Origin of the sequence: Pseudomonas sp. LjRoot277, assembly GCF_964253845.1 — a bacterium.
Taxonomy (GTDB): Bacteria; Pseudomonadota; Gammaproteobacteria; order Pseudomonadales; family Pseudomonadaceae; genus Aquipseudomonas.
The window spans coordinates 3,403,188-3,429,637 of the sequence record NZ_CAXURI020000001.1 but is presented as its reverse complement, the minus strand read 5'-3'; the positions used below and the strand labels follow the sequence as shown (position 1 = coordinate 3,429,637).

The 26,450-nt window shown below is 58.5% G+C and carries 20 protein-coding genes; 4 read left to right on the top strand and 16 right to left on the bottom strand.

The genetic code is table 11. The annotated features are described in order from the left end of the window. Positions 1-43: 43 nt before the first annotated feature. The 11 genes from ACSQ87_RS16180 to ACSQ87_RS16130 all read right to left on the bottom strand — a co-directional run bounded on the left by ACSQ87_RS16180 (position 44) and on the right by ACSQ87_RS16130 (position 13,275). Positions 44-1,732 carry a polyurethane esterase gene (locus ACSQ87_RS16180; RefSeq protein WP_223431037.1) on the bottom strand — a complete coding sequence of 563 codons (1,689 nt, stop codon included), beginning with the start codon at positions 1,730-1,732 and terminating at the stop codon, positions 44-46. A 96-nt stretch (positions 1,733-1,828) separates the two neighbouring features. Next, on the bottom strand, positions 1,829-3,193 hold the full coding sequence (locus tag ACSQ87_RS16175; protein ID WP_223431039.1) for a TolC family outer membrane protein: 1,365 nt from the start codon (positions 3,191-3,193) through the stop codon (positions 1,829-1,831). 2 nt (positions 3,194-3,195) lie between these two features. Continuing rightward, positions 3,196-4,530 (bottom strand): HlyD family type I secretion periplasmic adaptor subunit, encoded by a 1,335-nt coding sequence (locus ACSQ87_RS16170; protein WP_150656009.1) that lies wholly within the window; start codon positions 4,528-4,530, stop codon positions 3,196-3,198. Then, positions 4,527-6,302, bottom strand: a complete 1,776-nt coding sequence (locus tag ACSQ87_RS16165; protein WP_223431041.1) for a type I secretion system permease/ATPase — start codon at positions 6,300-6,302, stop codon at positions 4,527-4,529. Before ACSQ87_RS16165 ends, ACSQ87_RS16170 begins: the two co-directional genes overlap by 4 nt. Positions 6,303-6,510: 208 nt before the next feature. Then, positions 6,511-6,933 (bottom strand): AprI/Inh family metalloprotease inhibitor, encoded by a 423-nt coding sequence (locus tag ACSQ87_RS16160; RefSeq protein ID WP_223431042.1) that lies wholly within the window; start codon positions 6,931-6,933, stop codon positions 6,511-6,513. A gap of 67 nt (positions 6,934-7,000) precedes the next feature. After that, positions 7,001-8,458 carry a serralysin family metalloprotease gene (locus ACSQ87_RS16155; protein ID WP_223431043.1) on the bottom strand — a complete coding sequence of 486 codons (1,458 nt, stop codon included), beginning with the start codon at positions 8,456-8,458 and terminating at the stop codon, positions 7,001-7,003. Between the two features lie 478 nt (positions 8,459-8,936). After that, a complete protein-coding gene (locus tag ACSQ87_RS16150) occupies positions 8,937-9,395 on the bottom strand; it encodes an REP-associated tyrosine transposase (protein WP_223431044.1) in 459 nt (152 codons plus the stop codon). 92 nt (positions 9,396-9,487) lie between these two features. Next, positions 9,488-10,573, bottom strand: a complete 1,086-nt coding sequence (locus tag ACSQ87_RS16145; protein ID WP_223431045.1) for a polyamine ABC transporter substrate-binding protein — start codon at positions 10,571-10,573, stop codon at positions 9,488-9,490. Between the two features lie 47 nt (positions 10,574-10,620). Next, positions 10,621-10,962: a cupin domain-containing protein gene (locus ACSQ87_RS16140; protein ID WP_223431046.1), complete on the bottom strand. Its 342-nt coding sequence runs from the start codon at positions 10,960-10,962 to the stop codon at positions 10,621-10,623. A gap of 43 nt (positions 10,963-11,005) precedes the next feature. Then, on the bottom strand, positions 11,006-12,409 hold the full coding sequence (locus ACSQ87_RS16135) for an NAD(P)/FAD-dependent oxidoreductase (protein WP_223431047.1): 1,404 nt from the start codon (positions 12,407-12,409) through the stop codon (positions 11,006-11,008). A 50-nt stretch (positions 12,410-12,459) separates the two neighbouring features. After that, a complete protein-coding gene (locus tag ACSQ87_RS16130) occupies positions 12,460-13,275 on the bottom strand; it encodes a helix-turn-helix transcriptional regulator (RefSeq protein ID WP_140682769.1) in 816 nt (271 codons plus the stop codon). 263 nt (positions 13,276-13,538) lie between these two features. Here ACSQ87_RS16130 and ACSQ87_RS16125 point away from each other — a divergent pair, with 263 nt between their 5' ends. Next, on the top strand, positions 13,539-13,811 hold the full coding sequence (locus tag ACSQ87_RS16125) for a DUF1652 domain-containing protein (RefSeq protein ID WP_008156356.1): 273 nt from the start codon (positions 13,539-13,541) through the stop codon (positions 13,809-13,811). Positions 13,812-13,875: 64 nt separating this feature from the next. On the opposite strand, the gene ACSQ87_RS16120 is transcribed toward ACSQ87_RS16125, so the two are convergent. Then, the gene (locus tag ACSQ87_RS16120; RefSeq protein ID WP_436273801.1) at positions 13,876-16,350 is read right to left on the bottom strand and encodes a UvrD-helicase domain-containing protein; all 2,475 of its coding nucleotides are present in this window, start codon (positions 16,348-16,350) and stop codon (positions 13,876-13,878) included. Between the two features lie 268 nt (positions 16,351-16,618). On the opposite strand from ACSQ87_RS16120, the gene ACSQ87_RS16115 reads away from it, so the two are divergent. Continuing rightward, positions 16,619-17,314 carry a pirin family protein gene (locus tag ACSQ87_RS16115; RefSeq protein WP_223431049.1) on the top strand — a complete coding sequence of 232 codons (696 nt, stop codon included), beginning with the start codon at positions 16,619-16,621 and terminating at the stop codon, positions 17,312-17,314. 62 nt (positions 17,315-17,376) lie between these two features. On the opposite strand, the gene pgm is transcribed toward ACSQ87_RS16115, so the two are convergent. The 4 genes from pgm to ACSQ87_RS16095 form a co-directional block, all read right to left on the bottom strand. Next, positions 17,377-19,023 (bottom strand): phosphoglucomutase (alpha-D-glucose-1,6-bisphosphate-dependent), encoded by a 1,647-nt coding sequence (pgm, locus tag ACSQ87_RS16110; protein ID WP_223431050.1) that lies wholly within the window; start codon positions 19,021-19,023, stop codon positions 17,377-17,379. 102 nt (positions 19,024-19,125) lie between these two features. Beyond that, positions 19,126-20,526: a PLP-dependent aminotransferase family protein gene (locus ACSQ87_RS16105; RefSeq protein ID WP_223431051.1), complete on the bottom strand. Its 1,401-nt coding sequence runs from the start codon at positions 20,524-20,526 to the stop codon at positions 19,126-19,128. A gap of 67 nt (positions 20,527-20,593) precedes the next feature. Next, complete coding sequence (locus ACSQ87_RS16100) at positions 20,594-22,084, bottom strand: hypothetical protein (protein WP_223431052.1); 1,491 nt, start codon at positions 22,082-22,084, stop codon at positions 20,594-20,596. 576 nt (positions 22,085-22,660) lie between these two features. Continuing rightward, complete coding sequence (locus ACSQ87_RS16095; protein WP_223431053.1) at positions 22,661-23,683, bottom strand: zinc-dependent alcohol dehydrogenase family protein; 1,023 nt, start codon at positions 23,681-23,683, stop codon at positions 22,661-22,663. A 268-nt stretch (positions 23,684-23,951) separates the two neighbouring features. On the opposite strand from ACSQ87_RS16095, the gene ACSQ87_RS16090 reads away from it, so the two are divergent. Next, complete coding sequence (locus ACSQ87_RS16090) at positions 23,952-24,869, top strand: LysR family transcriptional regulator (protein WP_223431054.1); 918 nt, start codon at positions 23,952-23,954, stop codon at positions 24,867-24,869. 327 nt (positions 24,870-25,196) lie between these two features. Then, positions 25,197-26,450 carry a multidrug efflux RND transporter periplasmic adaptor subunit MexE gene (mexE, locus tag ACSQ87_RS16085; protein WP_223431055.1) on the top strand — a complete coding sequence of 418 codons (1,254 nt, stop codon included), beginning with the start codon at positions 25,197-25,199 and terminating at the stop codon, positions 26,448-26,450.

The following is a 26,450-nucleotide window of genomic DNA, read 5'->3' as shown; positions in this document are numbered from 1 at the left end:
CCTCGATCACGAGGCGCCCCGGAGCATTTAGTGCATGCAGCCTTTAGGCAAACGTAATGCCTGTAGCCGACAGGTTATCCAGTCCCACCCCCACCAGGGTCACGGCAAAATCGCCAATCTTCAGCACCGTGTCGTGACCCGACTGCGAAGCGTGTTGTGTGTAGTCATAGCCCTGCCCCGCGCCCTGAACGCCCAGGAACAGCAGTTTGTCGCCGCCCTGGTAGCCATTGATCACGTCGAAACCGAAGGCGCCGCTGAACAGGAATGTGTTGTTGCCACCCGAGGCCTGCATCACGTCATTGCCCGTGCCACCGACGAAGGTCACGTGGCTTTTGTCGCTGCGCAGCAGGTCGTCGCCGGCATTGCCGAACAACCAGTCGCCGTCGACAGTGGCCGCCAGTGTGTTGCCGTAGGCGTCACCGTTGAGCGAGTGGTTGTAGTGGGTCAGTTCGCTGCCGTTGAGCAAACCGTTGGCGGTGACGCTGTAAGCCACCTCCTTGCTCCCCCACCATGAGCCCGACTCCTGACTGACCAGCGCGCCGATGTCGCGGGTCATGCTGATGCCGCCATAGGCATCACGCACGTACAGCGTGCCGTCGCCGTCGTTGGCAAAGCTGAAGTTCTGCAACGGCTTCTGCAATTCAAAGGTGTTGTTGCCCTTGCCGCCCAGAAGGAGGTTGTAGCCACCGTCATCGCGGAACCGGTCATTGCCGTCGCGGCCTTCGATGAAGTCAATGCCGGCACCGCCCTTGAGCAGGTCGTTGCTGTCGGTGCCGATGATGAATGTGCTGCCGGTGTGAGGTTCGCCGCTGCGACCGAGGTCCTCGACCCAGGTCTTGCCCCGGGACGCTTCCGCCAGGTTGGACACGATCAGCGTCGAGTCCTTGTCGGTGAGGTCGTAGAAGCGCGAGTCGATCACCCGGTTCAACCCGTCGGCGTAACCCAGCGAGCCGTGGGCCGACCAGTTCAGCGGGTTGAGGATGCTGAACGGCACCAGGTTCTGCGCGGTGGACGCGTACTGGTCATTGAAGTTGACGATGTTGTTGGTCGCCGAATCCTGATGTCCATCGTGTTTGCCCAGGGAGCCGCTGCTGAACGTGGTGCCGTCGAGTGCCCGAAACACTGGATCGTTTTCGTAGCCGATGTTCAGCACGTTGTTGCCGGTGGCGCTCTGGGTCGGCGAGGCGAAGGCAACGTAGTTGGCCTCCTTGAAGAAACCGCCCCAGTTGTCGCCGCTCAGTTCGGCGAGGCTGTTGACCCCCAGCCCGCCCAGGCTATGGCCGCTGACCAGCACATCCCTGGCGCTCAGGCCATGGCCGAGCGCAAACGCGGCGACGTCCTTGAGCAAACTGTCGAAGGCGTTTTTCGCGTAGTTCGTCGCGTAATCCACCGGGCCGATGGCGGCCAGCAGGTTGTTTTTCATGTCGCCGAAGGTGTCGCTGTAACCCAGGCCACCAGTGCCTCGGAAGGCAATGCCGATACCGATCAGCTTGCCCGCCGCGTCGTATTTGCCGAGTACTTCGGCTTCGGCGCTGGTGAAGCCGTCCTTCTCGCCATAGAAGGTGCCTTGTGCGCCGACCTTGCCTTGATAACCCAGCTGCGTGGCGCCAATCGGCGCCCAACCAGTCGCCGGCAGTGGCTGACCCGTCGGCGTGTACGCATACAGCGTCAGGGCAATGGCGTCGCTATACAACGCCTTGCCATCAGCACTTTTGTAATCAAACAGTCCCATAGGTTTGCTTCCTTTGCGTTAAATCAGAACTGCCCCAGGCGACTTGATCTGTACGTCCATGTTCACTTCTCGTTTTTTTGTTTTTGTGGGGGGCATCTATTGGGTTTTTGGGCCTTGGCCGAACGCCTCGTCAACCTTGGCGAGATCCTGTTCGCTTAAGGTCCCGGCGTAGTAATGCAACTTGGTCCAGGCCATCAAGTAGTCGTAGCGCGCCTGAGCCAGGTCGCGGCGGGTGGTGTAGAGCTGTTGTTCGGCGTTCAGCGCATCGAGGTTGACCCGTTCACCGCCCAAAATGCTTTGCTTGGTCGAAACCACCAGCGCTTCGGCAGACGTCAGGGCCTTCTGATAAGCCCGCAACTTGTTCACGCCCGACAGGCAGGCGCTGAACTGACGACGCAACTGGATCAGGGTTTCCCGGGTCTTGCCGTCCAGTTCGTACTCGGCCTGCTCCATGGTGCGGCTGGCCTGACGGGTCGATGCGGAAACCCCGCCGCCGGCATACAGCGGCACATTGACTTCAATCCCGATGGTGTTGGTGTCGTAACGCTGGTTGTAGGTGTTGCCGCTTTCCGACTCGTTCTGGCGCACCGAGGCGTAGGCGCTGACTTTGGGCAGGTGCCCGGCGCGGTTGCGTTCGACTTCATAACGCGCGACTTCCACGGCATGGCGCTGCGAAGCCAGGTTCGGGTTATTGGCCACGGCCATCTCGTGCCAGGTGTCGTAATTGGCCGGCAGCAGAGTGAACGTCTGGAAACTCTGATCCAGCGGCGCGAGGTCGTTGATGTCGATCGCCGGCACGCCAATCAGCGCCCCCAGCTCTCGCAACGACGCGTCCTGCTCATCACGGGCTTCGATTTCCTCGGCGGTGGCCAGTTCATAGCGGGACTCGGCCTCAAGGATGTCGGTGCGCGTGCCCTCGCCCTGTCGGAACATGTGCTCGTTCTGCTGGAACTGTTGCTCGAAAGCCTTTTTCTTCGCTTGCGCGATGTCGATCTGATCCTGAGCGAACAGCGCCTTGGTGTAATTCTCCAGCACCCGAACCAGCAACTCCTGGCTCTTGCCGCGAAAGGCTTCGTCGGCAAACAGCGATTGCGCCACGCCTTTGCGGTACGACGCGTAAGCCTCGTAGTCGAGCAGCGGTTGTTGCAGGGTCAGGGTCGAGCCGTAACTGCTGTAGTTGCGGTCATCGCTCTGGCTACGACCGCGATCGTTCAGGTAGGTCACTTTTGAGGTGTTGCGCCCCTTGTTGTAGTTGTAACCGATCTTGGGCAACAGCCCGGCGCGGCCGATGGCGCGGTTCTCAAGGCCGGCATCGCGTTCCTTGATGGCGCCGAGAAACACCGGATCATTGCGTAATGCTTGTTCGTAGACCTCGAACGGCCCCATGGCCAACACACTGTTGCAGGTCAGCAATGCCAGGGTCGCGGCGAGTATGGAAAGCTTATTCATACAGCGGAACATCCTTATTCCTCAGTCAACGCGGAGCCTGCCCGGTCGAGCAGCGGCTTGAACAAATAGTTGAGGAGTGAACGTTCACCGGTGCGCACGAACATTTCCGCCGGCATGCCGGGCTTGATCACCAGACCGTTGAGTTTTTCCATGGCCTGATCGCTGACGCTGCTGCGCAGTACGTAATACGGCGCACCGGTTTTCTCGTCGATCATCTGATCGGCGGAGATCAGGCTGACTTCGCCGGGCACGCGCGGCGTGCGGCTCTGGTTGAACGCCGTGAACAGAATGTCCACCGGCAAGTGCGTGCCGACCTTGTCGACCAGGTTGACCGGCAGGTGCCCTTCCACTTCCAGACTCGTCCCCTGAGGCACGATCTCCAGCAAGGTTTCGCCCTGACGCACCACCGCGCCCACGGTGTGAACCCCAAGGTTGACCGCAATGCCATCGGCCGTGGCAATGATCTCGCTGTGTTGCAGATCGAACCCGGCGGAAGTCAGCTGCTCTTCCAGCGTCACGCTTTTCAATTGCGCATCGGCCAGTTGGGTGCGGACTTCTTTCTGGTATTCCTCGATGTGCTGTTGCAGTTTCAGCCGCGATTCGAGGATGCCCTGCTCCACACGGCCGCTGTCGCCGCTGTTTTCTGCCAATTGTTGCTGCACTTGCGACAGCTGACGCTGGTACTCCATCAAACGATTGCGCGGGATGTAGCCGTTATCCGCCAGGGGCTGAAGGTTGCTCAGTTGTTGTTGCAGAGAACTGGCCTGAGCAGTCAGGTCCGTGCGGGCGCGGCGCATGCCCGCCAGTTGCGCGCTGGCGCCTTCGATGCTGGCGCGCAAGGCAGCCTGTTCGCGGGAAAACGCTTCACGGCGGCTACTGAACAACTGCCGTTGACCTTCCAGCACCAAGGCCAGACGCGGGTCAGGATTGTTGCTCAGTTCAGCGGGGAAACTCACCTGCTTGAGGTTGTCCCGTTCACTCTGCCACCGCGCCAGACTGGCCCAGGCCATGCGGTATTGCGCTTGCAGCGATTGCACGTCGGCGGCGACTTGCGTCTGGTCGAGCTGGAACAATGGCTGGCCCTGCTTCACCACTTGGCCCTCGCGCACCAGAATCTGGCTGACCACGCCATTGCTCATCGATTGCACGGCCTTGCGCTTGCCCGACACCACGACCGTGCCTTGCACGGGAATGCCTTGGTCAAGAGGCGCGAGACTGGCCCAGGTGAAGAAACTGCCGGCGCCGACGATCGCCAGAATCCAGCCCATGCGGACGAAGAAACGCGCGTCGCGCTCAGGGCGTTCTGCGATGTAGTCGTGTTCCATGGTGGCTTCGCTGATGTTGCTCATACACCCGAATTCCTTGTCGAGGGCTGATACTGACGGCTCATGCTGAGTCCATCCGGTGCTTGCGCGGCTTTTTCCCGTTGCTGTTCCTGATTGCCTGCGAGTGCCTTAAGCACGTCCTGGCTTGCACCGAAGGCTTGCAAGCGTCCTTCGTTGAGCACCAGCAGCTTGTCAGCATGGGCCAGCGCCGAGGAACGGTGGGTGACCAGAATCACGCTGGTGCCTTGGGCTTTCATTTGCGCAATCGCGCTGGCCAATGCGGCTTCGCCCACGGTGTCGAGGTTGGAATTGGGTTCATCCAGCACCACCAGGCGCGGGTTGCCATACAGCGCGCGCGCCAGGGCAACGCGCTGCTTCTGGCCCCCGGACAAACCGCTACCGTCCTCGCCGAGCACGGTGTCGTAGCCTTGCGGCATGCGCAGAATCAGTTCATGAACACCGGCCTGTTGCGCGGCTTCAACGACTTTTTGCGGGTCCGCCTCGCTGAACCGGGCGATGTTTTCAGCGATGCTGCCGCTGAACAATTCGATGTCCTGTGGCAGATAACCGATGTAGGGACCGAGATCGTCGCGGTTCCAGCGATGAATGTCCGCACCGTCGAGCCGCACCGTACCGCCCAGCGTCGGCCAGACGCCAACGAGCACCCGAACCAATGTCGATTTGCCGGAACCGGATGCTCCGAGCACGCCCAGTACTTCCCCGGCACCGAGGCTGAAACTGACCAAATGCAGCGTGGCGGCCCGTTGCCCCGGCGGCGCGGCGCTGACCTGTTCGAAGGTGATCTGACCCTTCGGCGCCGGCAGCGCCATGGCCTCGTCACTCGGTGGAAAGGCTTGCAGCAACGAATCAAGACGACGGTAAGCGAGCTTGGCGCCGCTCCACTGCTTCCACACGGCGATCAACTGATCGATGGGGCTCAGGACGCGGCCCATCAGAATGGAACCGGCGATCATCATCCCGGCCGTCATATCACCCTTGATCACCAGCAAGGCGCCAAGGCCCAGCACCAGCGATTGCAGGCACAGGCGCAGGGTTTTGCTCAGGGAACTGATGACGGCACCGGTGTCGCTGGCCTGATTCTGCAGACCGAGAAAACGCGAGTGCACCTGGAACCAGCGTTTACGTAACACCCCGAGCATGCCCATGGCCTGAATCGTTTCGGCGTTGTGCAGGTGACTGGTCGCCAGTTGGCTGGATTTCTGGGAAAACCCTGCGGCTTCGCCCAAGGGCTTTTTGGTCATTGTCTCGTTGAGGCAAGCAAGGCCAATCAGCACCACCGCACCCACGGTCGCAAACACGCCGAGCCAGACATTGAACAGGTAGATCACAAACAGATAAACCGGAAACCACGGCGCATCGAAGAAGGCAAACAGCGCAGGACCGGTAACGAATTGGCGAATTTGCGTCAGGTCCCCCAAGGCTTGCCCGGCGTTACCCTCGCCCTTGAACAGGTTGCGCTCGAACGCCGCCTGATAGACCCGTAAATTGAAGCGCCGCTCCAGTTGGCTGCCGATGCGGATGACAACGAAGCTGCGGACAATCTCCAGCAAGCCAATGAAGGCAAAGAACCCGACCACCATCAACGACAACATGGCCAAGGTGGTTTCGTTTTGCGATGACAGCACCCGGTCGTAGACCTGGAGCATATAAATAGAGGGTACCAACATCAGTATGTTGATCAATGCGGTAAAACAACCGACGCTGATCAGAATGCTTTTATAGTCGCCCAATGCCTTGATTAACGGTGCGGTGGCTGGGGCCTTCGCCATCTTCATTGGTTTTTCCTGAGATGATATCTCTCGCATTTCTGGCGAGGTTCCAATTAACTGTCCGCACACGGGTCGAGACATTCTTTACCCGTTATCGCTTACACATTAATAACAACTATCCAGGCTCGGCAAAGAGTCCGGTTACTCATGTTCTGCTTATAACTACCATTACGGGCTTTATATTCGGCATCTGATTGAGGCCTGGTATTTTTCGCTACGGCACAGTGCGCTGGAGCGTAATGATCAGACCTGACTTCAAAGTGCTTTTGTAAACCCCCTCATGCTGTCGGCTGAAGAACACAATTCTTGAACCTTCTTTGCCGGTAATCGAAATGCCGTCGGGTTCCGGGAACCAGCCAACGGCCGGCTCGTCCAGCCAGGCGCTGAGACACTCGGCGCCATCACCCAAGGTTTGCTTTTGTTGAAAGTCGATAATGCAAACGTTCGACGGCTTGTCCTGCAACGCTTGGGACTCAGGGGCATCTTGCTCGGTGTTCAAGGTGGCTTGCCATTTGCCGGCCAGTTCCGAGGGGTCTGCTAATTTCAGGCTGCTTGCCATGGCCAAATCTCCAAAAAACATCATGAGCGTCGCCAACAGCCACGCGGTTGTTCTGTAGGTAAAGCCGTTATCGATCATAAGGCGCTTTACTCCGATCAAGGTGCAGAGAGCGGCGCGTCTGCGCCGCCCCCCTTTTCACCTCACATTACGCAGCGATGTCGGAGTAAGCCGCCTGGCCCACGGTGCTGACCAGGAAATCAGCCACGCCATGCCCGGAGAAGTCCACCGACAACAGGCTGTTGCCACCCGATGTGGTTAGCACCGCATCGCCTGCCGCACCGGTGAACGAGTTCACGAAATGCAGGCCCGCGCCGTTGGTGATGCCGGTCAGATCGATCTTGTCCAGGCCACTGACAAAATCGAGGATCTGGTCGATTGCACCGGGTTTGGAATCGCTGCTGGCGGCGAACACGAAAGTGTCCGAACCTGAGCCGCCCCACAATTTGTCCGCACCGCCCGCGCCGTAGAGAATGTCGTTGCCGGCACCGCCCTTCAGTTCGTTGGACACGCTGTTGCCAATCAGCAGGTCGCTGCCCGAACCGCCGATAGCGTTCTCGACGGTGACGCCCTTGGCGATGGAAACGTTACCCACCAGGCCGCCAACGTCGGAGAACGAGGCTTCATTGAGGTTGATCTTCTGGTTCTGGGTAAAACCGGAGAAGTCCAGGGTGTCCTTGCCGCCCGCATCCCATACCGAAAACACAACCTTGTCCGACGACGAAGTCGCGCTCAGGAAGTCGCGCCCGGCGTTGGAGTTGAAGCCATAAGTGGTGTCACCGGTACGGGTGGTGGTGTTGGCGCCGTAGAGCTTTTGGATGGCCGCGATATCGTCCATCAGCGGACCGGACGAATAGGCTTCGACGCCGCCCTTGCTGAAGTCCTGGCTGGTATTGCTTTCACTCCAGTAGCTCATGACGCTGTAACCGCGGGTGTCTTGCCCGTAGGAAGCGTCGTTGTAGGTCGGCGCGCCCTCGCCAGCGTTGTAGTCACCAGGGTGGGCCAGGCCCAGGCTGTGGCCGATTTCGTGGGTCAGGGTTTGCCGGCCGTAATTGTTCAGGTCCGGTGTCTTGTTTACGTTATAGCCACTGCCCGTCAGATACCACGAAGTACCGTCATAACCAGCGCCGGTGCCCGGCAGATAGGCGAAGGCCGCCGCGCCATCCTGGCCGCCGCTGTAGTTGCCAAAGGTCATGTGACCGTCGCCGCCCGTGGTCTTCTCGGTGAAAGTGACATTGGCCACATCGGCCCAGGATTGCATGGCAAGTACGGCCTGGCCTTTCTGCTGAGTGCTGAACTGGCTGAACCCGGTGATCCCGTGCTTGTTCATGGTGTTCGACGACGCCGAGGTCAGGAACGTGTAGGTGAGTTCGATTTTGCCGCTGCCATCCTTGTCCTGGTAGGCAGCGCCATTGCGCAGCAACTGAGTAGCTGCCTGGTCGACGGAGAAGGAGGGTTTGCCATTGACCGTGAGGTTACCGCCCCGATCGTATTGATGGCTGAAGCTATTGATCTGGTTGAACGCAGAACTGGATGCAGCCAATGCTTGCAGTGGCTGGAACGCCTGTTCGGCGGTATCAATAGCGTTGCCTTTTACTTTCGACATAAACACACTTCCTTGTTTAGCTATGGAACAGTTTTTTGTCAGACAGCGACAATCTCTGGCGAGATCGTCCTATCACTCGCCCAATGAAGGCGAAAGAAAACTGACACAATTTGAAATCAAACGTCTACTACTTTTTTGACGTCAAATTGAGTTGTTCCTGCAAGTACCCGGAAACAATGCCTGCGCTGTCGAAATATTGTTTGTTAGATGGCGGTTTGCGCAAATTGTCTGACAATTGGTTATTTAATTATTAAATAGAGGTAAGTTTCTTTTTTGTCGATGGTGTCTCACTTTTAGTGAGTTATTAATATGAGTTCCAGCGCATTGATATCAGTTGGAGATTTGTTGTGTTTTGGATTTTTACGACTGCTTCGCAGCCGAACGCAGGCTACGCCAGCTGCTACAAAGATCGCGGCGTACGCGAAACCTGTAGCAGCTGCCGAAGGCTGCGTTCGACTGCGCAGCAGTCGCCAAATCATCACAACCAACACGCATCCCAAAGTGGGTAATCATGAACCCGCGTCACCAGTCCCGCTCGGATCGGATTAGCCACGACATACCGGGCAAGCGCCTTCACATCCTCCTCCCGCCGAGCCGCACGATCGTGGTAACCCTTCTGCCACAGCCGCCCTCGCCGCCCTAACGCCTGATTGACCGCCAAGCTACTCCGGGATTTGATTCGGCACATCAGCTCCGCCAACGTTCTCTCGTGCAGTTGCACCAAACAGTGCATGTGATCCGGCATCACAACCCACGTCAGAAAGTCGCCCCAGCCCTCCTCCTGCGCTTGACGCAACTCTCGTACGACCAACCTACCCAATTGCCAGTCAGCAAAAAACGGCTGTCGCTGATCAACGACAACCGTTAGCAAATAAATGCGCCCTGACTCAGAAAAGCGACCAACGCGTAGCTGACCCGCATTTGTACAAACAGGCATTCCATTGCCTCCTGATTCATCGAAAGGAGGCCTGGAATCTACAGTGTGTCAGTCAACCCGATGAGCACACAATGACTACAAGATATGAACCCTTAACTCCCGGTACGAATCTTGTTCCACACCCGCGTACGGACCCGGTCGATGTTCAGCGGCATCGCCTCCAGCGCAAACAATTTCCCCATCATTTCCGGGCTTGGGTAGACCTTGGTGTCATTCTTGATCGCCGGGTCGATCAGGCTGTCGGCCTGTTCGTTACCGTTGGCGTAGTGCACGTAATTGCTGATGCTGGCCATGACGTCCGGGCGCAGCAGGTAGTTCATGAAGGCGTAGCCGGCCTTTTCGTCCGGGGCGTCTACCGGCATGGCAACCATGTCGAACCAGATCGCGGCACCTTCCTTGGGAATCGAATAACCGATGTCGACGCCGTTCTTGGCATCTTTCGCGCGATTTTCGGCTTGCAGAATGTCACCGGAGAAGCCGACGGCCACGCAGATGTCGCCGTTAGCCAAGTCGCTGGTGTACTTGGACGAGTGGAAATAGCTGACATACGGGCGGACTTTCATCAGCAGCGCTTCAGCCTTTTTGTAGTCTTCCGGGTTCTTGCTGTGATGCGGCAGGCCCAGGTAGTTCAGGGCCGCCGGCAACAGTTCGGGGCCGTTGTCGAGGATGGCCACGCCGCACTTCTGCAGCTTTTGCATGTTTTCGGGTTTGAAAATCAGGTCCCAGGAGTCCACTGGCGCGTTATCGCCCAACACGGCCTTGACCTTGGCGATGTTGTAACCGATGCCGGTGCTGCCCCAGAGGTACGGGAAACCGTGTTCGTTGCCCGGATCGTTGGTTTGCAAGGCCTTGAGCAACGCCGGGTTGAGGTTTTTCCAGTTCGGCAGTTGGCTCTTGTCGAGTTTCTTCAGTGCCACGCCTTGAATTTGTCGCGCCATGAAGTGGTTGGACGGAAACACCACGTCGTAACCGGATTTGCCGGTCATCAATTTGCCGTCGAGGGTTTCATTGCTGTCGAAGACGTCGTAACTGAACGCGATGCCGGTTTCTTTCTGGAAGTTTTTGGTGGTGTCCGGGGCGATGTATTCCGACCAGTTGTAGATCTTGACGGTCTCGGCCGCGTGGCCAAGGGTCGCGAAGAGCGCAAGTGGAGCCAGAGTCAGTGTCTTTCGGATCATGAGTCGATTCCTGATGGGTTTATTGTTGTTGGCAGGCAATCAGAGGATCAAAAAATCAAAACATAGGTCTTGCGCACGGTTTCCTGGATATCCCAGATGCCGAGGCTGTTGGCTGGCAACATCAGTGCATCGCCGGCTTCTATGTGCAGGGTTTCACCGTCATCCGGGGTAAACGTGCAGCGCCCCTGGATGAAGTGACAGAACTCCTGGGCGACGATCTGTCGCCGCCAGCGGCCGGGCGTGCATTCCCAGACACCGGTTTCGACGCCATCGTCGCGCTCGACACTGGTGATCGAGGCCACTGCCACGGGCATGCCCAGCGGTACGGCGACCGGATTCGACTCTTCCAGCTTCAGGGTTGCGGTGTTCTTGAATTGCGTGATGCTCATGGGAGTACCTGTCGATTGAGCCTATAGATGACGAGCGCGCCGTTTACTGCATGAAACCTTCCATGAAGCCGGCAATGCCGCTGGCCAGTTTGCGACGCCAGGGTGCGGTGGCCGGGTTGGCCAGGGTCTGGTCTTCGTGGACGAAGCTGCGGATGATTGCGTTGTAGCCGAGCCAACGGCAGGGCTCCGGCTCCCAGGCCCTGAGCGCGTCGAGCCCGCCACGGATGACCCACGGCTGGCGAACCAGCTCGGTGTCGCGCTGCAGAATCAGGTCGGCCAGGGTCCGGCCACCCAGGTTGCTGGCACCGACGCCCTCCCCGCCATAGCCACCCGACAAGGCGATGCCGCTGGCCTGATCGCACAGCATGTGTGGCTTGAAACGCCGGGACATCCCCAGGTTGCCGCCCCAGGCATGGGTAATCCGCACGTTCTTGAGCTGCGGGAAGAGTTCGCCAAACAGATAACGTCGTAGCTCCACTTCGCTGGTGGTCAGGTCGAAGTCATGGCGTAACTTGGCCGCGAACTGATAACCGCCCCGCGCGCCGAACACCAACCGGTTGTCAGCCGTGCGCTGACCGTAAGTGACCTGTCGGCTGTTTTCGCTGAAGGCCTGGCCGCGACTCAGGCCGATTTCATCCCACGTGGCAGCGGATAGCGGCTCGGTGGCCACGATCAAGCTTTGCACCGGCAACTGATAACGCCCCAACGGTGGCAAGGTGACCGAATAACCTTCGACCGCCGGCACGATCCAACGGCTGCGAACCGAAGCTTTCGCCGTGCGCAGACCACCCGATTGCCATTGGGTGACCGGGCTGTTCTCGTAAATCCTGACGCCCATTTTCTCCACCGTCCGAGCCAGACCTCGCACCAACTTTGCCGGGTGAATGGTCGCGACGTGCGGTGCATAGATACCGCCATAAGGCTTGGCGACTCTGATCTGTTGCGCCAACTGCTCGGGGCTGAGCCAGCGGTAATCGCTTTCGGTCAATCCCTGGCGGTAGAGCGTGTCGAGATAGTGCCGAAGGCTGGCTTCCTGTTCCGGGTAGCGAGCAGCGCAATACAGCGCCCCGCCTTTGCGGTAATCGCAATTGATGTCTTCACGTTCGAGGACCCTACCGACTTCATCCGGAATGCCGTGCAGTAAATCGAACGAAGCCCTGCGCTGTTCGGGCGGCAAGTCGGCGAGCAAACGGTCTTCGCCCAGCACATTGCCCATCAGCCAGCCGCCGTTACGCCCCGAGGCGCCAAAACCGGCGGTTTGCGCTTCAACGATGGCGATGCTCAGGTCGGGCGCCAGACGCTTGAGGTAGTACGCGGTCCAGAGCCCGGTGTATCCCGCGCCAATGATGGCGACGTCGACGTCCAGATCCTGTTCCAGCGCCGGACGCGCCAACAATGGCTCGTCGAGTTGATCCATCCACAAACTGATAGTGCGCCACGCCGACATGCAAGACTCCGCCACTCAAACTTCGATGGCGTCGATCCTAGTGCGTGGGCTTAGAGGCTGTCTTGCGCGCGTGCACGCAAAGAAATTTGTTTTACGTAGGCCTTGGGCGACTGGCCGGTGTGCTGACGGAAGCAGCTATAGAACGCCGACAGCGAATTGAACCCGGCGGCGAACGCCAGTTCGTCGATACGCAGTGGCGGCGTGGCGTTATCCAGTGCCGCGAGCAAGTGCTGCAGGCGCGCCTGGTTGACGTATCGATAGAAGCTCTGGCCAAGCACCTGATTCAGCAGGTAGGAAATCTGATTGCGGCTGTACCCGCACTCCTTCGCCACCCGTTGCAGGTCGAGTTCGGGATCAAGATAAGGTTGTTGGCGCTGAAAATATTGCTGCAAGTCTTCAGCCATGAAACTCAGCTGGCGCGCAGACAACCCGAGTCGACTGACCGCCGGGCGTTGGCTGCTGGCGGCTTTGCTGACGGGCTGTTCATGCACCAGCGAGGCATACTCGTTGACCCGCCAGATCAGTCCGTCACGTACGGTAATCGCCTCGCTGGCCCGGAACGACACCAGGCCTTCACCGCCACGAAGGGTGATGCGGTACTGAATGAACGCCGTGTTGCCGTCCAGGCGAATACGGTCCGAGTGCTCCAGAGCCTCATCGGGATCGCGGGGCATGCTGCTGCGCACGTATTCACGTAATTCGGACAGCCCCATCACACGGTTCTGGAAAAAATCGCTGTACTGAATCTCTGGGTGATAGAGCGCCATCACCCCGTCCAGGTCCCGGTGTTTCCACCGCAAGTGATAACGCATCACCGTGTCGCCCGTGGCTTGGGTTTGCAGCGGACCATCATCATCGGCGTGCATAAAGGACTCGGCGAGAAAACGCCGAGCTTGCCGAAATTCCGTCTCGGCTTCAATGACCAACCAGTGCTGGCCAACTGCCGAACACCGACCGTTCCCATGACCTGCATCAAAAAAACTGAACCAATCGCTAAACGGCCTGAAAAATCCACATTGTTTTCACATTTGGCTGCTACTTTTAAAGGCAGTCACCGGTTGAGCCATTGAAGGCTCTTCCCTCCTAACATGAGCTAAAGGAAGCGCTCGATGAATGAGGCGGGCTGCATATGAATAAAGGGTTCAGTAAAGTCACCTTTCCAAACGCCTGCCAGCTGATGCGCTGGCATTTTCATCCCATGGGTTTCGAGGCGAGCATGGATGCGCCGGGCAGCATGATTGCCCGTCTATTTGACCGTGCCAGTGGCGAGACCATGATCGCCATCGCCGGCATTCCTTGCGCGACGGTAATGAATGCTGCGGATGTAGAACGAATAATCGAAGCGGTGGAAGACGAGCTTGAAGCTTTCATTCCACCAGCCGCCCTCAGGAGCTATGCCTGAAGGCTGAACACTCAACAACAAGCCCACGTTAAGTGGGCTTTTTTGTGGGGCATGGATCAAAGGTTCACGCCGATGTCTTGCCCAGTCGGTGATCGGCAAAGAACGCCTTGCCCTTGCCAATCCGATCGGAAGCTTTGGGCAGGTTGGCTGCCTGGGTGTCTTGCCCATCGACATACCAATAGCAATGACTCACCGCCCGAGTGATGCCGACGTAAGCCAGTCGCAGGATCTCGTCTTTCTGTGCGCTGTCGTACGCTTCGCTGTCGCCAGCCTTGCCCAGACCCGCCATGCGGTAGACCTGGTTCTTGTACGGCGAACTGGTCAGGTGCTGACAATCACCCAGCAGGAACACCGCGTCAGCCTGAAGTCCCTTGGCACTGTGGTAAGTCAGTTGCTTGAGCCGTCGCGCTTCGTACGGCAAGCTAGAATCCACATTAACTACAGACTGAATATGCTCTTCTATCAATGATTTATCGCTGATTTTTCGATAAAGCATCAAGATTGAATCGCCTTTTCTGTAGTGCTCCATCAGGCGCTTGGCCATGCCTTGATCGTCGCGATCGAGAACGTTAACCGGCAACAACGCCTTCGGCTCACCACTGGCCTTGGCCTTCTTGCCTGCGATCGCCGGCGCCGCACGAACGATATGTTCGGCGGCATCGATGATGTGCTGATGACTGCGATAGTTGTCGCTGAGCATCACCTTGGTCGTGCTCGGCGAAGGGAACTCCTTGTTGAATTCCATGAAATACGTCGGCGAACTGCCCCGCCAGCCATAGATGGACTGCCAGTCATCGCCGACACAGAGCAACGACGAACGTTGTGCGCCGCGCGCCACGTGCATAGCCGGGCCGCGACTGCGGATTTCCGTGAGGCTCGCGCGAATCCAGGAAACGATCTGTGGCGATACGTCCTGAAATTCGTCGATCATCAAGTGCGACATCGGCCTGAGCAGCTCATCGCTCAGCAGCTTCAGGTTTTCCGGTGAATGTTCGCTGAATAAGGCGAACATCCGGTTGTAGGTCATCACCGGTGGCTTCTGATCGAGCAGATGATCTTCCAGCGCTCGCCAGTACAGGCTCAAGGCCTCGAAGAAAAACCGGTCCGGGTCGTCCTTGGCAAAACTCATCTGGCCCACAGCATTGGGTACATCCAGGCCAAGATTCTCGATAAATCCGGCGGCAGCGACAAAACAGTCCAGTAACGGTGCAGAGCTGAGCTCGCCCTTGACCTTGTAATCGAAGCCCGGCCCGGCACTGGCATCGCCTCCAAGGGACGCCAATACCCGCTTTGATGACTCATAACTATCCAGCCATATCAATGGTTTACGACAGAAAGCTTGAAACAGGGTGCGCTTGACCGCCCATTCCGCGCGCACGCTCAATTTGGCATTAGGGCGGCTGACCTGCGGGTTTTCCCGGGGATCGAAGCCCAGCACCACCCAAGCGTCCAGGCTAGGAATATAGCCATGACAATGAAACGTCGAGCCATTGATATCGAACGTCTGGCGCCTCGGCTCGATGCCTTTGATTGGCCAGGCACCCGCGCGAAACCACAAATCTTCGATAGCGTCGCAGAGCTCTTCATCACGCTTGGCGGCCAGTTCGGTCACGGCGATGCGCTTCTGCACGTCCGGGTGGTCGCGCTCCAGCTCCTTGAGTTGCAGCGCGTGACGGGACAATGGCTTGATCAATTCGCGAAAGCGCTCATTGCGCATGTGCAGGCTGTGATAGCAAGCGTTGAGTTGCTGGCGCTGAGCGTCGTTGATGCGCAGGTCGAAAGGATTGCTGTCCACCTCCTCATCGCCGCTTTGCGCACGGTGACTGAGGTTTTCGAAGGCTTGCAGCCGCTCGAAGCCCGGCAGACTGCGAACCATCGGCAGGATTCGCGAATGGAAGGTGCGCACCAGATCACGCGCCTCTTTGAAACTGAGCGACCGGCCCCAGAGTGCAAACAGCTCGATCAGTTTATTGATGAAATCTTTGCGCGACTCACGGGTAAAGGTCACCACCGTCATCGAACTCAGCTCGAACCCCAGATAATGGGTCAGCAGCAAAATACGCAACACCAACGTGGTCGACTTGCCCGCACCCGCGCCGGCAATCACCGAGGTCGAGGGCGTGTCACTGAAAATCATTTTCCACTGCGCGGCGCTAGGCTGGGCGTGCGGTGGCAGCAGTCGAGCGACATCCGTCTTCATGCGCTTCTTCAACTCAGCGCTCAACGGCAGACGCCAATCGTCGAACAGATTGTCGTCAACGTTGGGCGGCCGGTGTTCGGTGGAGCGCGAGTCGCGGATCAACAATACCTGCCGGCCTTCCTCCAACCCTTCAAGTTTGCCTTCCTTATAGCCGTAATCCACCCCGGCGCTGTGCCCGCTGCGAAAGCCGTCGGCCTGGCCGTGCAGCCAGGATGCCCGGTGTTGTGCGCGCAGACGCGTCAGGCCGTGACCAAAGAACCGGGCGGCCAGACGCTTGAGCAGCGGCATCTCGGCCAGGGGACGAAGTTCAGGAGGAAGATCGGGGGTGTGTTGCGGCACGCGGGCTGACTCCAGGGTGTGAGGCTGTTGAGGGCTATGGTGTCTGCATTTGCCATTCAGTTCTAGTGAAATGCTTACAGGTCATTGGCTTATGCGATGAAGTGAAGGTTGGGTGAGAATCTTTCGAGGCGAATTGATATCAGTTTATTCGATTGTATTGAGGCATTTTTTACGCTTTTTATCGATTGATGCTTGATAGATGATGCTCGCCATCAACCACCGGTTCTCAGGCGCTCTGCCCCATGACGAACCTTTTCAGGAGACGATCATGCTTGAACTCAGACCCTTCAACTCCCTGGGCGGCGCCAACCATGGCTGGTTGGATGCTCATCACCACTTTTCGTTCGCCGAGTACCATGACCCAAAACGCATGAACTGGGGCAACCTGCGGGTGTGGAACGACGACGTGATTGCCTCTGGCACCGGGTTCCCGAAACACCCGCACCGGGACATGGAAATCATCACTTATGTCCGTGAAGGCGCAATCACTCACGAAGACAACCTGGGCAACAAGGGCCGTACCGAAGCGGGCGACGTTCAGGTCATGAGCGCCGGCACCGGGATCGCCCACAGTGAATACAACCTGGAATCGACCGAGACCAGGATCTTCCAGATCTGGATCATCCCGAATGAATCCGGTTTGGCACCGTCCTGGGGCGCCAAACCCTTTCCGAAAGGTCAGCGCGAAGGTTTCGTGACACTGGCAAGCGGCAAGGCCGGCGACGATCAAAGCCTGCGGATTCGAGCCGATGCGCGACTGGTGGCCGCGAATCTGAAGGCTGGTGAGTCCGCCGAGTATCGCCTGGACAATGGCCGTCGCGCCTATCTGGTTCCCGCTACTGGCGTCATTGAAGTCAATGGCTTGCGTGCACAAGCTCGAGACGGTATTGCGGTTGCCGATGAGCAAGTGTTGCGAGTGACCGCCATCGAAGACAGTGAAATCGTCCTGGTGGACCTGGCTTGATCTTGTAAAAGCGGGACAAAAAAAGGGGCGACCGTCATGGCCGCCCCTTTTTACATTCTGGATTACTTCGCAGAGATCGCGCCGTCCACCAGTGTTTGCGCTTCTGCCACCAATTGCTTGAGGTGTTCGTCACTGACGAAGCTTTCAGCGTAGATCTTGTAGATGTCTTCGGTGCCCGACGGACGCGCCGCGAACCAGCCGTTCTCGGTCATGACTTTCAGACCACCGATCGCCTGATCGTTACCCGGCGCATGGCTGAGGATGCTCTGGATCGCTTCGCCCGCCAATTGGGTCGAGGTGACCTGATCCGGCGACAATTTGCTCAGCAGTGCCTTCTGCTCAGGGTTGGCCTTGGCATCGACGCGCACCGAGAACGGTTCGCCCAGTTCATCGGTCAAGGCGCGATAGGCCTGACTTGGGTCGCGACCAGTGCGGGCGGTCATTTCTGCCGCCAGCAGTGCCGGGATCAAGCCGTCCTTGTCGGTGCACCAGACGCTGCCATCCTTGCGCAGGAACGAAGCACCGGCACTTTCTTCGCCGCCAAAGCCCAGAGAGCCGTCGAACAGGCCGTCAGCAAACCACTTGAAGCCGACCGGCACTTCGTACAGGCGACGACCCAGACGTTTTGCCACGCGATCGATCAAGCCGCTGCTGACCACGGTTTTACCCACGGCGGCATCGGCACGCCACTGCGGACGGTTCTGGAACAGGTAGTCGATCGATACCGCGAGGTAGTTGTTCGGCGCGAGCAAACCACCGGACGGGGTCACGATGCCATGGCGATCGTGGTCCGGGTCGCACGCGAATGCTACGTCGAAACGCTCTTTCAGACCGATAAGGCCCTGCATGGCGTGAGTGGACGATGGGTCCATGCGGATCTGACCATCCCAGTCGACGGTCATGAAACGGAAGGTCGGATCGACCTGTTTGTTGACCACTTCCAGGTCCAGACAGTAATGCTCGGCAATCGCCGACCAGTAGCGCACCCCGGCTCCGCCCAGCGGATCGACACCCAGACGCAGCTTGGCATCACGGATGGCGTCGAAGTCGATCACGTTGATCAGGTCGGCGACGTAAGTATTGAGGTAATCGTGGCGATGGGTCGTGCTGGCCTTCAGCGCCTGCTCGTAGCTGATGCGTTTGACGCCAGCGAGCTTGTTGCTCAGCAGTTCGTTGGCCTTGGCTTCGATCCACTTGGTGATGTGGGTATCGGCCGGGCCACCGTTGGTGGGGTTGTATTTATAACCACCGCTTTGCGGCGGATTGTGCGACGGCGTGATGACGATGCCGTCCGCCAGGCCCGACGTACGCCCGCGGTTGTAGCAAAGAATGGCGTGGGAAATGGCCGGTGTCGGGGTGTATTCGTCACCTTCGGCGATCATCACCGTGACACCGTTGGCGGCCAGCACTTCAAGGGCACTGGCGCCGGCCGGGGTGGACAGCGCGTGGGTGTCGATGCCGACGAACAGCGGACCGTCAATGCCCTGGGCTTCGCGGTACAGGCAGATCGCCTGGCTGATCGCCAGGACGTGCCATTCGTTGAAACTCAAGTCGAACGAGCTGCCTCGGTGTCCGGACGTGCCAAAAGCTACGCGCTGGGTCGAGATGGCGGCATCGGGCTGGCCGGTGTAATAGGCCGTTACCAGTCGCGGGATGTCGACCAACAGTTCTACCGGTGCCGGTTTGCCCGCAAAAGGACTGAGTGTCATGCAAAACCTCTGAAGTCGAGTGGTTCAGGAATAGGAACGCAGTTTACTGGCAGTTCGACCACAACGCGATGGGATCGATCCACGAGTAACAAGGAGCCCGGTTCAATCGATCGATTCCAGACGCAAGGCATCGCCTAACAGGCCCAACGCCGCGGCAAGGTCGTGGTCACCGCCGAAGGTGTGACTCAGGCGCAAGTGTTGCGCGTGCAAGCCCTGCAGACTGAACAGCTCTCCCGGTGCGATCACCACTTGATGCTTGAGCAGGCGCTGGAACACCCGACGTACATCGACCTGGCGCAGCGAACGGACCCAGATGGTTGCACCGCCCTGGGGTTCAACGAAGTGCAAGGCATCGCTCAGACGTTCCTGCAACAGCTGCGTCATCTGCACCTTGCGGTCCTTGAGCATCCGCCGTAATACCTGAAGATGCTGATCGACACGTCCGTTGCCGTACAAGCGCGCGATGGCTTTCTGGCGAATCGGTGACAAGCGGAACGACCGCAGTAGAAAGTGCCGTTGCAGCTCGGCACTGAAATGCCGCGACAGCAAATAGCCATAGGGCGCTTCGGGCCCGATGATTTTCTCGAAGGTCGAAAACACGATCAGCCGATCGGGGTCCAGCAAGTCGCGAAACCGCTGACCGTCCGGTTCGAATCCGAGTTCGCCGTAGCAGTCGTTTTCCAATACCCAACTGCCATGTCGCTCCAGCAACTGCGCGACGACTTGTCGGTTGTCGTGGGGTGCCAGGCTGCCCCGCGGCATGTTCAGCCCAGATGAAACCATCACCAGCCGCACCGGCTCGGTCTCCAGCAGCTCCTTGAGCCATTCGACGTCCAGGCCACCGCTGGATTGCACCGCCAGCTCGATCACTCGCACCTGCGCAGCCTGGAGCAACCGCAGAATCGCCCAGTCGCACGGCGACTCGACCAACACCGTGGCGTCCTTGAGATTCAACACAGCGATCAGTATTTCCAGCACGCCACGCAGGTCAGCGCCTATGTAGATATCGTCTGCGTGCCAGCAACGCAGCGGCGAGGTGGTGTAGCGCGCTGCCAGGGCAATGCGCAATTCCAGCTCACCGCAAGGTTGCGATGTCGGTTGCGGCTGACGCGGATACTGGCGCAGCAGTTCTCGCTCCAGCAGTAACAACGGACTGTCGAGGGGTTGCAACAACGCCGGTTCATCGGCGCTCAAGACAAGCATTCCGGGACGTCTGGCGTTGACATAAACGGTTTCAAGCAGGTCGTTGCCACTGCTGAGCGTGCTGATGGAGGACACCGGTAACGCGTAATAGCCGGACTTGGCCACCGAATAAACGCGCCCTTCCTTCTCCAGAAGCGAATAAGCGTACTGAATGGTCGAGATCGACACGCTCAGACGCTCCGCCAACTGTCGCAACGAAGGCAGGCGGACTCGCGTGTCACTGACCGGTTCGTTGATCAGGTTAGTCAGATATCGGTACACCGCCTGATACGCGAAATCAGTTTCTCGTGGCCCTTTCATGGGCGAGGGCCGAATGCCGTGTGAACGTCATCATGCATCGTCAGGAAATCTGTCAAGCCACGCACTTTCAGCGCTCCGCTGACCATTCATCCGCCACCGCCGTGTCGTCGTCATAGTCGGCTGCTTCGGCTTGCAAACCCGCGCCGCCGAGTTCCGGGGTGCCTGCCCTACCCTCATTCGCAGACACCGGGCCCATGCGGTAAAGCGTGCCGATCAAGCTGACAGGCAACCCGCTGACGTCGGTCATCCATTGCAGAACCTGCTCCGGCACCGGATTGCCCTGCATTGCCCGGTGCAAATCAGGCATCGCCACGAGCATGCCGGGGTGGCACTGGCGCAGAAAACGTTCAAGCGCCGCGCCATTCTCGACGAAAGGTGAAAAGAGCAGGCACACCAGTTGAGCCTCGCTCAGGCCAAGGTTTTTTTGAGCCTCGGCCGCTGCCAGCACGCGCTGCTCGGCCAACGTCGCCGGATTACCGAACGCCTCTACCGCTTGCTCGCACAACCGTTCCGCCAGTTGTTTGCGCCGCATCATCACCAAGGCCCGTTGCAGGTATTCCGCGACACCCGTCTCGTAGCCGCGGTCGTGCATGAAGCACGACTGCAAACCCCGCATGTGTGCAGAGATAGAAAGGCTGACGTACTCGTTGTCGCTGAGCTGAGCCGCCAGTTCGTCAGGTTGAAAACCGAGAAACTCTGTGAGCAGCGGCCAACGCTCTTCCAGGTTGCTGACCAGCATGTCGTGAATGTCGATGTACGTGGTGCGACGACAGGCCTCAAATCGTTCGCCCGGACGCCACGCAACCTGGTCATGCTCAGCATAAAAAGCGCGGTAGCAGTCGCTGCCCAGTTCGTCGAGCAACGCGAAAAGCCCCTCGTAGCCGGTTTCGTGGTGGTTCGAGGTCTTGAGCCCGGCCTTGGCGGCAGCACGCTTCAACCCGCCTAGAAACTGCTTCTGCTGACGAGGTGAGTCACTGCTGATCAATGCATCGACACCGTTGTCCCATCGAGCTATTTGCCCATGGAACTCGCCGGTGGCCAGATACCCGTCGTCCCACAGATCAAGCGGCCCGCTCCAGGCGCGACGATGGCCAACCATCAAAAGATTGAGCCGATTCGACTCACGGCCGCCTTCGGAAATCGGTGTCAGGTGGTTGAACGGCAGGACTTCCCGGTTATCAACCATCAACACTTCGACCCGAGGATCGTCGTAGAGGAACAAGGCGCTGTAGCTGCGATGGATGTTTTCCAGGGCCGCAGGGCTTGCGTCGTTCAAGCGCAAGGATGCCACTCGCAACTGGAATGTCGCTGGCGCCCGGCCGGCGATACTCAGTTGTGCCGCGCGCAGCATCGCCAGGGTGTAACAACTGTCACGGGACCCGGACTGAATCGCCAGTACCTTGTAATCGCCAATACGCTCCATGCCCCCGGCGGCCACCACCAGCCGCTGAATCATCAGCTGCAATGCCGTGCGTTCGGCGCGCGAGAAGAAACTCAGCAATCGCTGCAGCACTTGCTGATAGACATAGTTCATCGCTTGGTCATGGATATTGGTCATCTTAATTTACCTGATGCTTGTAAGTTCGATATCGCGCCAACAACGACACGCATTGCGCAAAGTGTTGCTTGCCACGATTGAAGTACTGGACGCTATTGCCAAATGCTAGCACTTAAGCTTTTAGTAATTATTTGAAATAACTAGAAGTCTCCCCTGCTCCCGCCAGAAACAGGTGGTCGCCAACCCCTGTAGAGCCGGCCTCTTGCGACTGCGAGCGACATCCTAGGAAATGTCCGACAGCGTCCCACAGACAATTAGCACAAGAAATAGAGAAAGAAGTCACCCATGTTTTTTTGGCAACTGCGCAGCGACGAACTATTGGTCGGATATGTATTAACGGTGTGTATTGAAAAGTATCAACCTGATACCCAGCCATGACTCATTCCTTGAGATGAAAGTAATCATTCAATTATCAAGGCTTATATGATGATTAGAAGATACAGATTGAGAGCAAAAACCAGTTCAGTTGCTGAACTGACCCATTGATGGGGCAATGGGACGTCTCATTTTGGCAGGTGTTGAAAACAGAAGAGTCCGTGGGCACGGACTCTTGCAGAGGGGGCTTATTTGAAGGGCTTATGCAGGTTCGACCTGGAGGGCGACCCGTTCGCGGCATGGGCATTCGTCCATGTAGCGGTGTGCTTCTACAAACTCGGCAAACGGGAAGACCCGAGTCTTGAGCGGCAGCAGCACGCGGTCGGCGGTCATCTGGTTGATGTCGCGCAAGGCGCGTTGCAGTGCGACCTGGTCCTGGATGATGCCCAGTTCAGGTTTGCCGGTGAAGTTGCCGATGCAGTGCACAAAGAACTGGATGTTCTTCTGGAACGCTGCGCAGGCCGGGAACGGCGTCTGGTTGCCACCTTGCAGGCCATACAGCACCAGGCTGCCGCGAGGTGCAAGCACATCGCCAAGCAACGACATCTGTGGACCGCCGAGACCGTCGAACACAACGTCCACGCCACGGTTGTCGGTGATCTTGTTGATCTGCATCAGCAGATCCTGTTCTTCGGTGACGATGACTTTCTCGGCACCCAGGGACAGCAGATTCTCACGCTCTTCCGCCGTCTTGGTCGCGGCAATGACCCGGATACCCAGAGCCTTGCCCAGTTGTACAAAGGACGGACCGGCACAGTGACTGGCGTCAGTCACCAGGGCGAATTGCCCGGGTTTGACCCGTGCCAGATCGACATAAGCGAAGTAAGCGATCAGCAGCGGCGTGTAATGCACACTGGCTTCGATCGGGCTGAGCACGTCCGGGTAACGGGTAAGTGCCGAGCGCGGAAGAACGATCTGTTCGCCGTAAACCGGATAATCGTTGGGACTTTCAGCCGGGAAGCTGGCGACCTTGTCGCCGACTGCCAGATCATCGACGCCCTCGCCGACCGCCGTCACGATACCGGACATTTCATGGCCAAGGCCTGAAGGCAGACGTGCGTGGGACGAGGCCAGGTTCTGGCGCCAGAGAATGTCGTACCAGCTGATGCCAATCGCCTCGACGCGCACCTGCACTTCGCCCGGCGCAGGGAGAGCGGCCGCATGCTCTTCGCATTTGAGCACCTCGGCTGGACCAAACTTGTGAAAACGGATCGTGCGGGACATCGCAAACCTCGTCAAAGAAACCTCTAATGCCCTGAACTCTATCTGGGCTTTCTACCCAAGACTATCAGTGGCTATTAATAGTCGACATGCCTGTCATTGATTCCGCAGCGCCGGTGACATCATCAAATGCCGTGAAAACCGAAGCATCCTTTTCAGGAAAACTGAATTACTCGGTGCAGAGTAGCAGTCTTTCCCCTTAATATTCATGCCGGCCATTGTTCTCATATGGCCGCTCTCGTCAAGCTTGATGACTCTGCCAGGACTCCAGATGAATCGTAATGACCTGCGTCGTGTCGACCTGAACCTGTTGATCGTTTTCGAAACATTGATGCACGAACGCAGTGTGACCCGCGCTGCGGAGAAACTGTTCCTCGGCCAGCCGGCCATCAGTGCGGCACTCTCGCGCCTGCGCGGGCTGTTCGATGATCCGTTGTTCGTGCGTACCGGCCGCAGCATGGAACCGTCTGCCCGGGCGGTAGAAATCTTCGCCCTGCTCTCGCCTGCACTGGATTCGATTTCCACCGCAGTCAGTCGTGCGGCGGAATTCGACCCGGCCACCAGCACTGCGGTGTTTCGCATCGGCCTGTCGGACGATGTCGAATTCGCCCTGCTGCCGATGCTGCTCAAGCGCCTGCGTGCCGAGTCGCCGGGGATCGTGTTGGTGGTGCGTCGGGCCAACTACATTCTGATGCCGAACCTGCTGGCCTCGGGCGAAATTTCCATCGGCGTCAGCTACACCGCCGACCTGCCGGCCAACGCCAAGCGCAAAGTACTGCGTCGCAGCATGCCGAAGCTGTTGCGGGCCGACACGGTGCCGGGGCCGTTGAGCCTGGATGATTTCTGTGCACGGCCTCATGCGCTGGTGTCGTTCGCCGGTGACCTGAGCGGCTTTATAGATGAAGAACTGGAAAAGCTCGGACGCAAACGACATGTGGTGCTCGCAGTGCCGCAGTTCAACGGGCTCAGCACGCTCATCAGCGGGACTGATATTGTCGCGACCGTGCCGGATTACACGGCTGAAGCGTTGACGGCGGCCGGCGGTGTGCGGGCTGAAGAACCGCCGTTGCCTGTGCGCAGTTTTGAATTGCACATGGCCTGGCGTGGGTCGCAGGATAATGATCCCGGCGAGCGTTGGTTAAGGTCGCGGATTCAGATGTTTTTTGGGGATCCGGACAGTTTGGCCTGATCCTGATTATGTGTGAGGGCTTCAGGCCCTTTCGCGAGCAAGTCGGATCGCCGCACCGCCGCTCCCACATTTCGAATGCGTTCCCCTGTGGGAGCGGGCTTGCTCGCAAATAGCCGCGACACGGTTTCGAACCTTATCTTTGCACTCCCCGCAACACTGAATTGTCATCAATCTAATTGATAGCCGCCTAACGAAAGGCGCAGGCTAGAGAGCTTGGCAGCGGCTTATATCATTCCGAATGATAGTTACCTTTGCCTCATTCGATTCGTGCGATACATCCTCGCCGAGCATCATCCGTCCATTCTCAATACATTGGCGGATGCATCCATGGAACAATCACTCAAACATTTGCGCTTCCCGTTGGCCCTGTTGGCCGTGCTGGTGATGAGCGCCTGCGGCAAGACTCCGGACACGGCCGCCACTATGCCCGCAGCCAAGGTCAGCGTGGCCAAGGTGCTGGAACAACCGGTCAACGAATGGGACGAATTCACCGGCCGCCTCGAAGCACCGGAAACCGTAGAAATTCGTCCACGGGTCTCTGGTCAGATCGATGAAGTGGCCTTCACTGAAGGCGCGTTGGTCAAGAAAGGCGACCTGTTGTTCCAGATCGACCCGCGTCCATTCCAGGCCGAGGTCCGCCGCCTTGAAGCCCTGGTTGCCCAGTCCCGCGCCAACGCCACCCGCAGCGAAAACGAGTCCCAGCGCGGCGAACGTCTGCGCACCAGCAACGCGATCTCCGCCGAGCTGGCCGATTCGCGCACCAGCGCTGCTCAAGAAGCCCGCGCCGCCGTCGGTGCCCTCCAGGCGCAACTGGACCTGGCCAAACTGAACCTGAGTTTCACCCGTGTTACCGCGCCGATCAGTGGTCGCGTCAGCCGTGCGGAAATCACCGCCGGCAACTTGGTGACCGCCGATACCACCGCGCTGACCAGTGTGGTGTCCACCGACAAGGTCTACGCCTATTTCGACGCTGACGAGCGTGTGTTCCTCAAATACACCCAGCTCGCTCGCCAGGGCAAACGCGGTGCTACCACGCCGGTGTACCTCGGCCTCTCCAACGAAGACGGCAACCCACACCAGGGCGTGATGAACTTCGTCGACAACCAGGTCAACCCGAAAACCGGCACCATCCGCGGTCGTGCCGTGTTCGACAACAGCGACGGCGCCTACACCCCGGGCCTGTATGCCCGCCTGAAACTGGTCGGTAGCGGCACCTATTCCGCCGTGCTGATCAACGACGAAGCGGTCGGTACCGATCTGGGTAAAAAGTTCGTGCTGGTGATGGATGCCGACAACAAGACGGTTTACCGCTCGGTCGAGCTGGGTCCGAAGATCGAAGGTTTGCGCATCGTGCGCAACGGCCTGAACAAGGACGACACCGTCATCGTCAAGGGGCTGCAACGGGTTCGCCCTGGTTCGCCGGTCACCCCTGAAGTGATCCCGATGGCCAGTGAACAAACCCTCGCGGCTCTCGCACAACAACGACAAGCGCTGGAAGCCAGCAACCTGCCCCAAGTCGCACCTGCCAAGGTCGCGCCGGGTTCGGTTGTGAAACTGGCTGCTGCGACTCCACGCGGTTAA